The sequence below is a fragment of the Pseudomonas sp. GW821-FHT07B01 genome (assembly GCF_059419065.1).
Genome location: NZ_JBWKRA010000025.1, coordinates 38,058 through 51,709 on the forward strand (window position 1 = coordinate 38,058; position 13,652 = coordinate 51,709).

10 protein-coding genes are annotated in these 13,652 nt (G+C 58.0%); 7 read left to right on the top strand and 3 right to left on the bottom strand.

Annotated elements, in window-relative coordinates:
* Window positions 1-147: 147 nt before the first annotated feature.
* The 6 genes from AC07S6_RS22760 (at window position 148) to AC07S6_RS22785 (ending at window position 7,938) form a co-directional block, all read left to right on the top strand.
* Window positions 148-1,128 (top strand): integrase domain-containing protein, encoded by a 981-nt coding sequence (locus AC07S6_RS22760; protein WP_495113100.1) that lies wholly within the window; start codon window positions 148-150, stop codon window positions 1,126-1,128.
* The gene (locus tag AC07S6_RS22765) at window positions 1,125-1,400 is read left to right on the top strand and encodes a hypothetical protein (RefSeq protein WP_495113101.1); all 276 of its coding nucleotides are present in this window, start codon (window positions 1,125-1,127) and stop codon (window positions 1,398-1,400) included. Before AC07S6_RS22760 ends, AC07S6_RS22765 begins: the two co-directional genes overlap by 4 nt.
* A gap of 195 nt (window positions 1,401-1,595) precedes the next feature.
* The gene (locus AC07S6_RS22770) at window positions 1,596-3,968 is read left to right on the top strand and encodes a TOTE conflict system archaeo-eukaryotic primase domain-containing protein (protein ID WP_495113102.1); all 2,373 of its coding nucleotides are present in this window, start codon (window positions 1,596-1,598) and stop codon (window positions 3,966-3,968) included.
* A 632-nt stretch (window positions 3,969-4,600) separates the two neighbouring features.
* Window positions 4,601-5,965 (top strand): CHASE2 domain-containing protein, encoded by a 1,365-nt coding sequence (locus AC07S6_RS22775; RefSeq protein ID WP_495113103.1) that lies wholly within the window; start codon window positions 4,601-4,603, stop codon window positions 5,963-5,965.
* A gap of 16 nt (window positions 5,966-5,981) precedes the next feature.
* A complete protein-coding gene (locus AC07S6_RS22780) occupies window positions 5,982-6,347 on the top strand; it encodes a hypothetical protein (RefSeq protein WP_181124537.1) in 366 nt (121 codons plus the stop codon).
* 13 nt (window positions 6,348-6,360) lie between these two features.
* Window positions 6,361-7,938, top strand: coding sequence for a M48 family metallopeptidase (locus AC07S6_RS22785; protein ID WP_495113104.1), 1,578 nt, complete (start codon window positions 6,361-6,363; stop codon window positions 7,936-7,938).
* An 81-nt stretch (window positions 7,939-8,019) separates the two neighbouring features.
* On the opposite strand, the gene AC07S6_RS22790 is transcribed toward AC07S6_RS22785, so the two are convergent.
* A complete protein-coding gene (locus tag AC07S6_RS22790) occupies window positions 8,020-9,306 on the bottom strand; it encodes an OprD family porin (protein WP_495113105.1) in 1,287 nt (428 codons plus the stop codon).
* Between the two features lie 408 nt (window positions 9,307-9,714).
* Between AC07S6_RS22790 and AC07S6_RS22795 the strand changes: the two genes are divergently transcribed.
* Window positions 9,715-11,790 carry a TonB-dependent receptor gene (locus AC07S6_RS22795; protein ID WP_495113106.1) on the top strand — a complete coding sequence of 692 codons (2,076 nt, stop codon included), beginning with the start codon at window positions 9,715-9,717 and terminating at the stop codon, window positions 11,788-11,790.
* Between the two features lie 184 nt (window positions 11,791-11,974).
* On the opposite strand, the gene AC07S6_RS22800 is transcribed toward AC07S6_RS22795, so the two are convergent.
* Both AC07S6_RS22800 and aguA read right to left on the bottom strand, forming a co-directional pair.
* Window positions 11,975-12,190: a hypothetical protein gene (locus AC07S6_RS22800; protein ID WP_197883111.1), complete on the bottom strand. Its 216-nt coding sequence runs from the start codon at window positions 12,188-12,190 to the stop codon at window positions 11,975-11,977.
* A 235-nt stretch (window positions 12,191-12,425) separates the two neighbouring features.
* Window positions 12,426-13,532: an agmatine deiminase gene (gene aguA / locus AC07S6_RS22805; protein WP_495113107.1), complete on the bottom strand. Its 1,107-nt coding sequence runs from the start codon at window positions 13,530-13,532 to the stop codon at window positions 12,426-12,428.
* Between the last annotated feature and the right edge of the window lie 120 nt (window positions 13,533-13,652).

Below are 13,652 nucleotides of genomic sequence, written 5' to 3' on the forward strand. Positions count from 1 at the left end.
AGCTCCCGGTCGTAAGGAGTCGCCAGTCCCGCGTTAGTGGACAACCCTCACAGGTCGCAGGGGCCTTGATCCCTGATAACACTCAGCATTCATGGCGGGATGACGTGGGGAAGGTTTTAAAGGTTTGGCTACGAGAGGAGTTTGATCATGGCATTGGTCGGTAGACGGGACGGGCGGAACTTTGGCTATGGACGGCAACTGAGTTATGCCGGGCCACAGGCGCTACGTGATCTGTTTGGCGGCGGGCATTACGGGACGGTCAAAGCGTACAGTGATCGCTGGCAGGCGTTTGTGCGCTGGTGTCGGTCGGAGGATGGGCCAGGGTTTAACGATGCTCGGCAGATTGCTCGGCGGACTTTGCTCGATTACGCCAGATATCTGCGGCAGCAAGTTGAACAAGGTGAGCTCGCCATCGCCACCGCGCAAAACCGATTGTCCAGCGTGAACCGAACCATGGCCGCGCTTCGCGGTGATCTGAATGTAAAAGTACCGAGCCCGAGCAAGGCACTAGGAATGCAGCGCACCAGCGTTCGTTGCTCAGTGCCGCAAGGCCAAGATCGCGAACACGTGAAACGGATCGTCGACGTGCTTTGCGAACACCAGCAGCCGCGCGCCGCGGCCATCGTGCAGTTGGCGCGAGCCACTGGCATGCGCTTGCGCGAGGCCATTTTGGCCGACCTTCCCCGCCTAAAACGTGAAGCCGAACACTACGACAAAATCAACATCCAGGACGGCAACAAAGGTGGCCGCGGCGGCGCAACCGCGCCTCGTTGGATCACGGTGGATGACCATATTCGCAAAGCGCTCAGGTACGCCGAACAGGTCTCACCCGACGGTAGCCGCAACCTGCTGGCACCGAACGAGAGCTACCTCGATTTCCAACGGGAAATCGTCCGCCCCGCCCGAGATATCCTCCATACGCACGACCTCAAAGGCTTCCACGAACTGCGTGCGGCTTATGCGTGCGAACGCTATGAGCAGATCACCCATCACCTAGCCCCCATTAACGGGGGCAGGTGCAGGCGCCTCGATCCACGCCTTGATCGAGAGGCACGCTTACAAATCAGCTATGAGCTGGGACATGGTCGAATCGACGTGGTATCGGCGTATATCGGTGGTCGGGTATGAATAAACCATTCGATATGGAGATCTTCTTGGCTGGGGTACTGACTGGAGCACATGCCACACGCGAACGTCACATCCGCCAGGCCAAGACTATTCAAGCAGCCATTTCTGAACGCTGGAACCGAGATAATCCATGGTCATGGCAAAGAAAACATCTCGCTTGGTTTTTGAACCGCCACATGAACTCAAACTCGAAATCGACGCGCTACTACTACCTGCTGACCACAAGTCTGATCACTCTGCGCCTAGGAAAATCCTGGAGTTTTCAACGCTAGCCAAATGCCAGCAACTGCACGTTCTGCATCCCTCACCGACGGATTCAGCCAGCCAACGATCTGATTGGTATTAGCACAGGCCTCTTGAGCCCCTGAACCTAACCTCTGTTGTTTGATAACCTCTATGTTTTACTGATGGACTGAGGGTTGTAGCTCGAGGCTACGGCTTCACCTGAGACGTAGAGGCTGAAGGCGGTGATAGACACTAGTCTGGTGGCGAAGCTAAGGGCTGAGAATGCAAGATTGGTTGCCTTGCTGGATGCTCATGGCATCGAATGGCGCCCGCCTGCTGAGCCAGTCAAGATAGCGATTGTCCAAGCAGAACAATCACAGCAACTCGATACTGATGGAAAGCTTGCCCTATTCCGAAGCTTGTTTCGTGGTAGGACGGACGTTTATCCCATCCGCTGGGAAAGCAAGGCAGGCAAATCAGGATACGCTCCCGCTTGCGCAAACGAATGGAGGCCTGGCGTTTGTGAGAAGCCCCGAATTAAATGTGGCGACTGCGGTAACCGCCAGCTGCTTCCGCTGACTGATGAGGTGGTCTATCGCCATCTGGCGGGCGAAGTGGTCGTTGGTATCTACCCCCTACTTTCTGATGACACTTGTTATTTTTTGGCGGTCGACTTCGATGAGGCCGAATGGCGTGATGATTCCAAAGCTTTTGCGCAGTCATGCCATGAGCTGAACGTCCCGGTGGCGCTGGAAATATCGCGCTCAGGCCAAGGGGCTCATGGCTGGATTTTCTTTGAGCGTAATGTTCCTGCCTGCGATGCGCGCCGCCTCGGTGCCGCAATCATCAGTCATGCCTGTGAGCGCACCCGGCAGTTGGCGCTCAGTTCCTATGATCGACTGTTTCCAAACCAGGACTATATGCCCAAAGGCGGCTTTGGAAATCTCATCGCGCTCCCTTTACAAAAGCGGGCCAGGGCCCAAAACAATAGCGTTTTTGTAGACGACTCGCTTGAGCCTCATCCTGATCAATGGGCCTTCCTGGCATCGATTCAGCGCATGAGTCCAGAAAATATCCAGCCCGTTATTATCCAGGCGATGGGTAATCGGGACCCTCTAGGGGTCGCCCATGTCGATGACGAAGGTGATGCAGAACCTTGGAAAGATCGTGAATCGAGATCACGTAAATTGACATGCCCGTTGCCTGCTGCTGTCAACATCACGCTGGCTAACTTAATTTACTTTGAAAAGTCGGAAATGCCACAGCCATTGGCAAACCAGCTTGTCCGGCTCGCTGCCTTTCAAAATCCTGAGTTCTACAAAGCTCAGGCCATGCGCAAGTCAGTGTGGAACAAGCCAAGGATTATCGGCTGTGCCCAGAACTTCCCCAAACATATTGCGTTACCACGTGGCTGTTTGGATGCTGCGCTGGAGCTTTTAGAGGAAAACGGGGTTACCCCTATTCTTAAAGACGAACGCTTCGCGGGCGACCCCATCGACGTGAGCTTTCTCGGGACCCTGCGTTCTGACCAAGAGGCTGCCGTCAGCGCAATGCTAAGTCATGACACCGGCATCCTCTGCGCACCGACAGCTTTCGGTAAAACGGTGAGTGCTGCTGCGTTGATTGCCGCACGTGGCATTAACACGTTGGTGCTTGTGCATCGGACGGAACTGTTAAGGCAGTGGCAAGAGCGCTTGCAGGCGTTCTTGGGAGTTGGGAATGGTGTCGTTGGTACTCTGGGGGGCGGAAAAGCGAAGCTTACCGGCATTATCGACATTGCCGTAATGCAGTCGTTATCGCGAAAAGGCGAGATCAGCGATCAGGTAAAAAATTACGGCCAGATCATCGTTGATGAGTGTCATCACCTATCAGCAGTGTCATTCGAGGCACTACTGAGGAGCGCGACCGCGCGGTACGTGCTGGGACTCACGGCAACCCCAGTGCGTCGAGATGGGCAGCAGCCCATTATTTTCATGCAGTGCGGACCGATCCGACATTCTGCTGCTCGACCAGCGAGTGCGCCCCATGACCTCTCTGTCGTGCCTCGATTGCTGCCCAAACCAATAATGGTCCCCGACGGCTTTGGGATTCAGGACGTTTTTCGGCGTCTAGCCGACGACTCTGAGCGGACAGCCAAAATCGTCTCGGAGATTGAGCTGGCGTACAACGAGGGTAGAAAAATTCTAGTGTTAACGGAGCGGACGGAACATGTGGATGCCCTTGAATTAGAATTGAAGCAGCGCGTGCATAACCTTTTCACGCTTCATGGGCGAGTGCCTAAGAAACAGCGAATTTCCCGTGTGCATGAGCTTGAGTCCCTTCCCCCTGATGCTCCACGAGTGCTGTTGGCAACAGGAAAACTAGTAGGTGAAGGCTTCGATCATCCGCCGTTGGACACGCTGGTGCTGGCAATGCCCATCTCATGGAAGGGAATCCTTCAGCAATATGCGGGGCGGTTGCATCGATCACATGCCGATAAGGCCGACGTGCGAGTGATCGACTTCGTTGACGAGGGTAATGTCGCGCTGATGAGGATGTGGGATAAGCGCCAGGCGGGTTACAAAGCGATGGGCTACCGCATGGCTGATTCCATGGCCACCATGGACCTACTCTAACTCTAACGTGGTTGACAGTTGACACATCAACGGCCCCACTTTCATAGACGAATGACCGGCCGCTGTGGGGTCGAATCCGGCCCTTCGCCGCTAGTCACGTCAAGCTAGATCCTCAGGCGCACGAGAACCTTGAGGTAGTTTTAGAGGTAGAGTCGCACAGGCCTTTAAGTATTAATCAGCTAACTCAATAGCTTATGAAATAATTCGACTCCTGGTGCCACCATATAAAACAAAGCCTCCACAGAAATGTGGGGGCTTTGTTGTTTCCGCACGTCCACATCCTGTCCACACCCTGCCATCCGCAGCGCAAGCCTCATCGCGGCGAGGTCGACAAATCAACCGACTACCCGGTGTCGAAGACAACGACTGCCTTTTCGCCCCCTATTTGCAGGAGATGAGCGAGGTGACGATTGAATTGCCTTGAAATATTGAGCAATAGCGAAGTGATGTGGTGCCTGGACTGCCCGCCCGGAGCCCACGGAATAAAATCTCGGCCTGGACACGCCGGGGCGTTTTTACAAATGACGATCCATGCGCCCATCGATACATGGCACTTAGCCACTTTTCCAATTGACACCCCCTCCCCACTCCGTTAAAAACCCCGCCTTGCTTGCGTTTTTATCGAGACATGGATGTTGTCCAAACCCCCGCTGTTCAAATACCGCCGCTATTGGCTGGCGGTCATCATCGTGTTGCTGGCGATTCTTGATCCTTTCGGCCTGGCCAGTTCCAGCGACAAGGCGTCGGCGCAGTGGCTCAATCGTATGTTCGCCAGTCACTACCCGAGCCTTGGGCAGCAGCGGGTGGCGGTGGTGTTGATCGATGATGCCTACCTGATGCGCAATAACAGTTCGTGGCCCATGCCCTATGGCGAGCAGAGCAAGTTGTTCAAGCGCTTGCTGGCGTACAAGCCCCAGGCGGTGTTTGTGGATTTGCTTTATAGCCACGACCACTCGTTTGGCGACCCGACGCGGGGCAGCCAGTTGCTGGCGAATGTGTTTGAGCGTTATCAACGCCAAGGCATCCCGTTGTGGCTGGCCAATACTGGGTTGACTCGCGCAGAGGCGGGCCAGGCGAATACGCTGGCGCCGTTCATGCAGGTGAGCCAGCCGGCGCTGGTTGTATGGGAAGGGGTGGATGACAAGTATCCACTGGCGATGCGCACACAGGCAGGGCTGATGGAAACTCCCGCCCTGTCGCTGTATCGAGTGTTCTGTGCCACGCAGCACTGCAAGCAGCCGCCGGTGGATGTGCAAGCCGCTGCGCAGCGCCAGCCCATTGCAGTGCAGTGGGGATTGAAGCTGGCGCCGGAACAGGCGCGTATCGCCGATATCCACCACTGCGCGCCCGCGCGGCATTTTTTGCTGGATGGGGTGGCGCAGTTCTTCCAGGCGGTGTTCTGGAAACTCGACGACTCGGCCCAGGCGCGCTGCCCTTATACGCTCACGTTGTCGGCCAGTGACCTGGAGGTCAGCGACCCCGACGACCAGGCACTGGTCGCCGAATTGCTGCGCGACCGCCTGGTGTTGGTGGGCGCCAATATCGCCTCGACAGGGGACTTGGTGGAGTCGCCGGTACACGGCCAACTCCCCGGCGTTTACCTGCACGCCATGGCGCTGGACAACCTGATCAATGCGGGCATGGACTACGACCATGAACCGGCCAATTTCCCCCACCTGCCGTTCAATTGGCTGGACCTGCTGGAGCTCGGGCTGCTGGCGTTGATCGCCGTGCTCAAGGCGCTGCACGCGCGTCGCCTGGCGGGCCATCGCACCTGGAGCCGGTGGCGGCGCCAGGAAATCTGGTTTTTTACCTCGCCGTGCCCGTCGTGGCTGTTGGTGATGTCGATGTTGGCGGGGGTCAGTGTGTTGCTGAGCCTCAATGACATCACCCCGGTCAACGTGCTGGGCATTGTGTTGCTGTCGTTGGTGCTGTTCAGCGAGCGGATCGAAGCCGTCTTCGACCGCGATCGCCGAGTGCACCGCTCTGCTATCTGACTCAAGGAAACCAAGGATGAACAGAAGCCTCATCGTCTTGCTCGCCGCCCTCTTCACCCCGGGCGCCTGGGCAGAAACCCACAGTATCAAGGCGTTCCTCGCCGACCCGGTGACAGTGCTGGACGAGCAGGGCAAACAACAACGTGAGCTGGCGAAAAAGGACGCGCCCACCCAGCCCCTGCCGGTGTTGCAGTACAACCAGGCACTGGACCTGGTGCAGGTAGAACTGGCAGGCCAGAAGGTGTGGCTGGACACCATGGATTTGCGCATCGAGCCCCCGCTGAACGTCGTGGACCTGCCCTGCCAGGGCCTGACCAAAAGCCAGGCCAAGGACAGCCGCAACAACTCCACCATCGGTTTTGGTGCCGGCTGCAATCAATAAAAGGAGCGTTGCGGTGAAGGGATATCTAGTAGCAGCCAGCCTGTTGGCCAGTTCGGTGCTCAGTGGTTGCGCCACCTTGAAAGGCGCAGACCAGGCGTTTATGAACCTGGTGGGGCCCTCGACCCAGTCCCGGGTTCAGGGCCATTACGTGGATAACAGCGACGTACGCCAGTATTACAAGCTCGACCCACAGCGCCAGAGCCAGCAGCGTTTGAGCTACGACGGGCGTGCGGTGCCGGCCGCTGAAGCGCGCCAGCAGAACCTGGTGGATATCCCCATGCTGCAAGCCTACCTGCAGGGCATTGTCACGCGCTTGTCCAAAGGCTGGCCGGGGGAGTTGCCGCCGCTGCAGGTGAAGATCACCGACAGCTATGGCTTCGGGCCGTCGGCAGACCCTTACGGCAATCTGTTCGTGCCGCTGGGCATGCTGGACAACGTCGCCAGTGAAGATGAAATCGCCGCGATGCTGGGCCATGAAATGAGCCACGTATTGCTGCATCACCATGACCGCATGGCCGCTTTCCAGCAGCAGAAAGACATGTTCACCACCGTCGCCTCCACGGTCGCCTTGGCCACGATGGCTGCCGATACGGGCGTGGACCGCAGCTCCGGTACGATGAAACTGTTCAGTAAGGACCCAGCCGGCACCCAGAAGACCATCGGTAACACCGTACTGTACACCGCCCTGGCCAATACCTTTTCCGATCAGGTATGGAGCACCGCCTGGGGCCGCAGCCAGGAAGACCAGGCCGACTTGCTGGGCACCGACTTGATGATCCGCGCCGGTTACGCGCCACGAGCCGCCACCCATAGTCTGGAGCGCCTCAACGACTTCCAGGGCAAGCAGAAGCCCTTGCTCACGGGGTTCCTCACGGCGCGCAAGAATGCCATGCAGGATTCGCTGCAGCAGTTCAATCTCAACCAGTTCACCAAAGAGCTGGACGTGCTGGTCAAGGATGGCTTGACCACCGGCATCACCGCGACCAGCCAATACTTCAACCGCTCACATATGTCGGCGATGGACCGCGACACCGAGCTGCGCCAGTACTTGCAACGCGAGTATCGCCAGGAACGCCGCGCCCGGGTCAACCCGCAAAGCTGGTCGAAAATGAAGAATACGCCCCAGGTGGCGAAGGCTTTGCAGGGCTATAAAGACGCGTACTTCGCGATTGATGCCCTGGAGAAAAACAAGGTGCCGCAGGCTGACGCTTTCATCCGCAAGGCCCTGGCTTCGCCGGTAAAAGACCAGCCGAGCATTCGGCGCGCTGCCTATACCGTGCGCCTGGCCCAAGGCAAAAACAGCGAAGCGGTGAAAGAGTTGCAGGCGATCAAGGACTGGTCCCTGGCAGGACCTTCCACCTATGACTTGATGATCAGCTACCACCTCAAACGCGGTGACGGGCAATCGGCACTGGCGATGATCGACAAGGCAGAACGCAACCTGGGCTCGGAGGAACTGTTTATTACTGAGAAGCTGTTGGCCAACCAGCAACTGCAGAATGCGCAGCAGGTGCAAAGCGTGCTGCGCAAATGCGAGCAGTACCCGACGCGCAAAGAGAACTGCAAAAAGCTCGCACCGGTCAAAGCCTGACGCCCCCGCGAGCGGACAATAAAAAACCCCGAACCAGTCGGGGTTTTTTATCGCCTGGCATCAGGCACGACATTCGATCAATTAGAAAACGTTGATCGGGTAGTCGGCGAACAGACGGATTTCGTTACCGCCTACGTTGTAGTTGCTGGCGTTGTTGGAAACGCGCAACCACGAGGCACGGGCACGCAGGCTCAGGTCTTTGGCTGGGCCGCTCTGTACCACGTACTTGAACTGGTTCCAGATTTCACGCTCGGTGCCATCGCCACGGCCAGTGCCGTCGTCGATGTTGGTGCCGCGCACGTAGGCAATGTTGTAGGTCAGGCCCGGTACGCCGAAGGTGGCGAAGTCGATGCCATAACCTGCTTGCCAGGAGCGCTCGTCCTTGCCGTTGAAGTCGGACCAGTAGGAGTTGGCCAGCAAGATGGTATTACCGCCGTCGCCGATACCGCCGGCGTTGCGGTAGCCGCCGTACAGGTAGCCAGTGTCACCGGTGCTGCGCTGGTGAGCGATGGTGAAGCTGTGCGGGCCAACGGCCCACGTGGCGCCCAGGCTCCAGATTTTGTTGTCGCGAGCGTCCGCATCACCTTGGTTTTCCAGGGCGAAGCTGCGGTCCAGCTTGGTTTTGTAGCCGTTGAAGTCAAATGTCAGCGACTGTTGTTCTGGCAGGGCCAGCACGTAGTTGACGTTGACGTATTGCTTCTTCAGCACGTCCTGCATGTCGGAGGCGTACAAAGCAGCCGACAGGCTTTCGGTGAATTTGTAGCTACCACCGATGTAGTTGATGCTCTTCAAACGGCCGCTGTCGCTGCCCTCGGCGCTCTTGCGAGCTTCCTTGGTGAAGTGACCAGCATCCAGTTGCAGGCCGGCGATCTCTTTGGAAACGATCGAGGTGCCCTCGTAGGTTTCCGACAGCAGACGCGAGTTGTCGTATTGCAGGACCGGCACGGCCGGCATCTGCTGACCGTATTTGATCACGGTGTTGGAGATACGCGCCTTGACGGCTGCGCCGCCTTTGGCCAGGTCGTTGGCGGCTTCTCCGCTGTCACCTTGCTTGAAGAAGTCGATACCGCCAGCGCCACTGCGACCTTTACCACCATCCAGGCGGATAGCGTATTGGCCAATCACATCCACACCCACACCGACGGTGCCTTGGGTGAAGCCGGACTCGAACTTGCCGATGAAGCCTTGGCCCCATTCAGCTTTGTCCTGCTTGCCGTTTTTGTAGTCACGGCTGATGTAGGCGTTACGTGCTGCGATGTTCAGGTGGCTGTCTTCAACGAAACCCTTGGATTGCTCCTGGTCGTTTGCCATTGCTGTCGATGCGCTCAAAATCCCCAGAGCGATCAGACTCATCCGTTGCTTCAACATTTTCTTATATTCCTTATTACGGGTTGAGTACGCGCTGTGACACCAGGCTCCTGTTGCTTTTCTGGTGTCGACCTTGCCAGCAAAAAGAAGGCCCGCGGACGACTGAACTGCCGCGGGCCTTTTTTTATTGGATTTAGTCATGGTGGTTAGCCACAGGCGTTGGGCGCAATCCTATGCGGGCGTTGAACTATGTGTCAATTTCGTGAATCGTCTGTATTTAGGCGATATTCGTCTAAGCGGCGGGCTAAAGCGGCGGGATGAAAGCCTTGAAAACACCTTGATCAGCCTTTGGAAACACATTAAGTAACAAATCCGCATGCAATGCGTTAGGGAATAGATAACACGCGCAAATGCAAAGCATTACCATTCGCGCACAATTTTCCTGCCACGTCATTTGGATACACTCCCATGCCTGCCCCTCGCCTGACGCCCCTCTCCCTTGGGCTCTCTGTCCTGCTGTCTGCTGGTTTTGCCGGTGCGGCCACGGTCCTGCCCGAAACCTCGATCAGCGTGGAAGCAGACGAAGACGACCCACGGGTCAAAGAGACCAGCACCGCCACACGCACCGCGACGGCTGTTCGCTACGTGCCCCAGGCGATCGACTCAGTCAAAACCGAAAGCCTGCGCTCCTATGGCACCAACGACCTGGGCCAGGCATTGAGCGGTATCCCCAACGTCAGCAGCGGCGCCGATACACGCTTCGACAGCCTGCGCATACGTGGTTTCGACGCCAGCAATGACTTCTATCTGGATGGCATTCGCGACGACAGCCAGTACGTACGTGACCTGCATAACATCGAGCGTATCGAAGTGCTCAAGGGACCGGCCGCCGTGCTTTACGGGCGAGGCGGCCAGGGCGGGATCGTCAACCGGGTGAGCAAACTGCCAACCCCGGGGCAAAAGTCCAGCATCGAAGCCCAAGGCGGCAGCAACGATCTGCGCAGCCTGTATGCCGACGTGAGTACCGACCCCACCGATAACATCAGCCTGCGCCTGAACATGGGCAACCAGGACAACAACAGCTTTCGCGATGGCGTCAGCGGCAACCGCCAGTTGTTCGCGCCGTCGATGAGTTGGCAGCTCACTCCAGAGCTGAACTGGCTGGTGCAATACGAATACAGCCGCTACAACCGCACCCCAGACCGTGGCATTCCGGGTGTCAACGGGCGCCCGGCGGATGTGAGCCGCAGCACCACTTACTTTGATCACGGCGATTACATCGACGATAAGTCCCAGTCCCTGCGTTCCAGACTTGCCTACGAGCTCAACGCCGACTGGCAGCTGCGCCACACCCTCGGCGTGTTCAAGCTCGACAGCGATTTCGACAATACCTACCAGACCGGCTATGACCCGAAAACCAACACCGTCAGCCGCCAACACTGGCAGCAGGACCTGACCACCCGCAACGTGTTCAACAACCTGGAACTGGAAGGCGGTTTCGACACCTTTGGCCTGGAGCACCGCCTGCTCACCGGTATTGAGCTGGGCAGCCAGCGCCGTGATCCGAAGCTGTACTCCGCTCGCGATGGCAAGACAGTGCCGAGCCTGGACCTCAACCAACCCAATCGCCGCCTGAGCCACACCGGGAGCATGCGACTGTCGAGTAACAACCACACCGAAGTCGAAAGCCGCGCCCTCTACATACAGGACCAACTGCGCCTGAATGACCAGTGGCAACTGCTGGGCGGGCTGCGTTACGACCGTTTCGAAGTGGACACCACCAACAAGCTGCTCGACATCCAACAGAACGTGAAAAGCCACAGCACCAGCCCGCGCGTCGGCCTGGTGTGGACGCCCCTGGAACACCACTCGTTCTATGCTTCGTGGAGCAAGACCTTCACACCAGCCGGCGGCGGCCTGATCGGCATCACGCCGAACGCCACCGGCAACGCCAACGACCTGAGCCCGGAGCTGACCAAGCAAAAGGAAATCGGCGTGAAGAGCGACTGGTTCGACGAACGCCTGAGCACCACCCTGGCCGTGTACGAACTGGAACTCTACAACCGCCGCACCAGCGACCCGCTGGACCGCACCATTACGCTGCTCACCGGCGAGCAACGCTCACGCGGCGTGGAGCTGACCGCCACCGGCAAGATTGTCGACAACTGGTATGTGCGCGGCGGCGTGGGCCTGCAGGACGCCAAGGTCGAGAAGGACAACAATGGCTTTGAAGGCAAACGAATCAGCGACGTGGCCAAGCGCAACGCCAGCCTATTCATCACCTGGAAACCGCAGATGGGCTGGTACGCGGAAACCGGTTTGACCCTGGTGGGTGATCGATATGCCGACAACCTCAACACCGTGGTGTTGCCGGGTTATGGCCGCTGGGACGCGCTGGCCGGGTTCCGTCAGAAAGAATGGGACGTGCGGGCAGCACTGAACAATATCGCTGATAAAAACTACTACGCCTCGGCGACCAGTGCGGCGCAGATTCAACCGGGTGAGCCGCGAAGCCTGGTGGTCACCGGTACCTACAGCTTCTGACACGCCTCATGTGAAACAAAGCCAGCCCCCACACTGGTGAGGCATTGCCCACAACATCAGCGCCTGGCGCAGATACCTGTGGGAGCGGGCTTGCCCGCGAAAGCGGTGTGCCAGTCACTGAATGTTTAACTGAACCACCGCCATCGCAGGCAAGCCAGCTCCCACAGTTGGTTTCAGGTGTTCTTTAGTTGCTCATTACCTCGCACAACGCCTGCACTTCATCCTCCGTGAACAACCCCAACGGGTAGCGCTCACTCATCACACTGCGCAAGTCAGACGCTTGCCTGGCCTGTGGCGAGCCGTTCGCCTTCAACCAAAGGGCCAACGCATGGATGGCGTCTGCGTCGACCCGCAAAGGGTGGAACGTACGCGTGTTCATCAGGTGGACATCGGCATTCATTTCAGCGCTCTCTCCTGCTGCGTGAGCGGCTAACTTACTCAAGGTTTGTGACAGAACTGCACGGTCATCCCCCTTGGGCCACTGTAACCACAGCGATACAAGAGCTATGCCAATGTGCCCTGTTCACCAGCATGCAGGCATGAAAAAGCCCGCGACCGGGCTGGGTCGCGGGCTTGCGGGGAACACTGCAAACGCGCGGTGCTCGTGCGCCATCAAGGCGCTGTTACAACTGCACTCACTTTCGCTGCGGAGCTGGCTGCTGTTGGGTCAGGCAATGGATATTGCCCCCACCCAGTAACAATTCGCGGCCCGGCACCATCACCACTTCATGTTGTGGGAACAGGTTCTGCAGGATTTGCTTGGCCTGATCGTCCAACGGGTCATCGAAACTCGGCGCGATGATGCCGCCATTGACGATCAGGAAGTTGACGTAGGAACCGGCCAACCGCAGGGTCGGATTACGCTCCTGGCTACCGTCAACCAGGTCTACCCCGGCGCATTCCTCCTCAGTGGCATACAGCGGACCCGGGATCGGCATTTTATGCACGATGAACGAGCGGCCCTGGGCATCGGTGCTGCTTTGCAGCACGTCCATGGCTGCGTGGCAGCGTGGGTAGTTCGGGTCTTGCGGGTCATCGGTCCAGGCCAACAGCACTTCGCCCGGGCGCACGTAGCAGCAGAAGTTATCCACATGGCCGTCGGTTTCGTCGTTGAACAACCCATCCGGCAACCAGATGATCTTGTCTACCGCCAGGTTATCGCTGAGTACCGCCTCAATGGCCGCACGATCAAGGTGCGGGTTGCGGTTGCGGTTCAACAGGCATTCTTCGGTGGTGATCAGGGTGCCTTCGCCGTCGACATGAATCGAACCGCCTTCAAGCACAAAGCCTTCAGTGCGGTAACGCGGTGCGCGCTCCATCTCGAGGATCTTGCCTCCCACTTGGGAATCGCGGTTCCACGGGGAATACAGGCCGCCGTCAAAACCACCCCAGGCGTTGAAGTCCCAGTTCACACCCCGTACTTCTCCACTGCCGTTGATAACGAAAGTGGGGCCAGTGTCGCGAACCCACGCGTCGTCATTGGACATTTCCACCAGGCGGATATTGGGTACGTCCAGGCGGGCACGGGCGTTTTCGTACTGGCTGGCGGAGACCGCGACGGTCACCGGCTCAAAACGTGCGATGGCCTTGGCCACCGCCACATGGGCCGCCTGCGCAGGCTTACCGCCCAGGCGCCAGTTGTCTGGGCGCTCGGGCCAGATCATCCAGGTCTGGGTCTGGGGCGCCCATTCGGCAGGCATGTGAAAGCCATCGGCGCGAGGTGTGCTGTGCAAGGTGGTCATGGCGATCAGGGCTCCGAATGGGGTGAAGGGCAACTTTATAATGGATAAAAATCGGCTTTAACAGACTAAAAACATGATAGGTGCTCGCGCCTGCAAAAAATAGCCGATAACAATCGATAA

Excerpts from the sequence above, each read along its gene's own strand:
- AC07S6_RS22780 (WP_181124537.1), top strand. The coding sequence starts at position 5,982 with ATGAACAGAAGCCTCATCGTCTTGCTCGCCGCCCTCTTCACCCCGGGC.
- AC07S6_RS22795 (WP_495113106.1), top strand. The coding sequence starts at position 9,715 with ATGCCTGCCCCTCGCCTGACGCCCCTCTCCCTTGGGCTCTCTGTCCTG.
- AC07S6_RS22765 (WP_495113101.1), top strand. The coding sequence starts at position 1,125 with ATGAATAAACCATTCGATATGGAGATCTTCTTGGCTGGGGTACTGACT.
- aguA (WP_495113107.1), bottom strand. The coding sequence starts at position 13,532 with ATGACCACCTTGCACAGCACACCTCGCGCCGATGGCTTTCACATGCCT.
- AC07S6_RS22790 (WP_495113105.1), bottom strand. The coding sequence starts at position 9,306 with ATGTTGAAGCAACGGATGAGTCTGATCGCTCTGGGGATTTTGAGCGCA.
- AC07S6_RS22775 (WP_495113103.1), top strand. The coding sequence starts at position 4,601 with ATGTTGTCCAAACCCCCGCTGTTCAAATACCGCCGCTATTGGCTGGCG.
- AC07S6_RS22800 (WP_197883111.1), bottom strand. The coding sequence starts at position 12,190 with ATGAATGCCGATGTCCACCTGATGAACACGCGTACGTTCCACCCTTTG.
- AC07S6_RS22760 (WP_495113100.1), top strand. The coding sequence starts at position 148 with ATGGCATTGGTCGGTAGACGGGACGGGCGGAACTTTGGCTATGGACGG.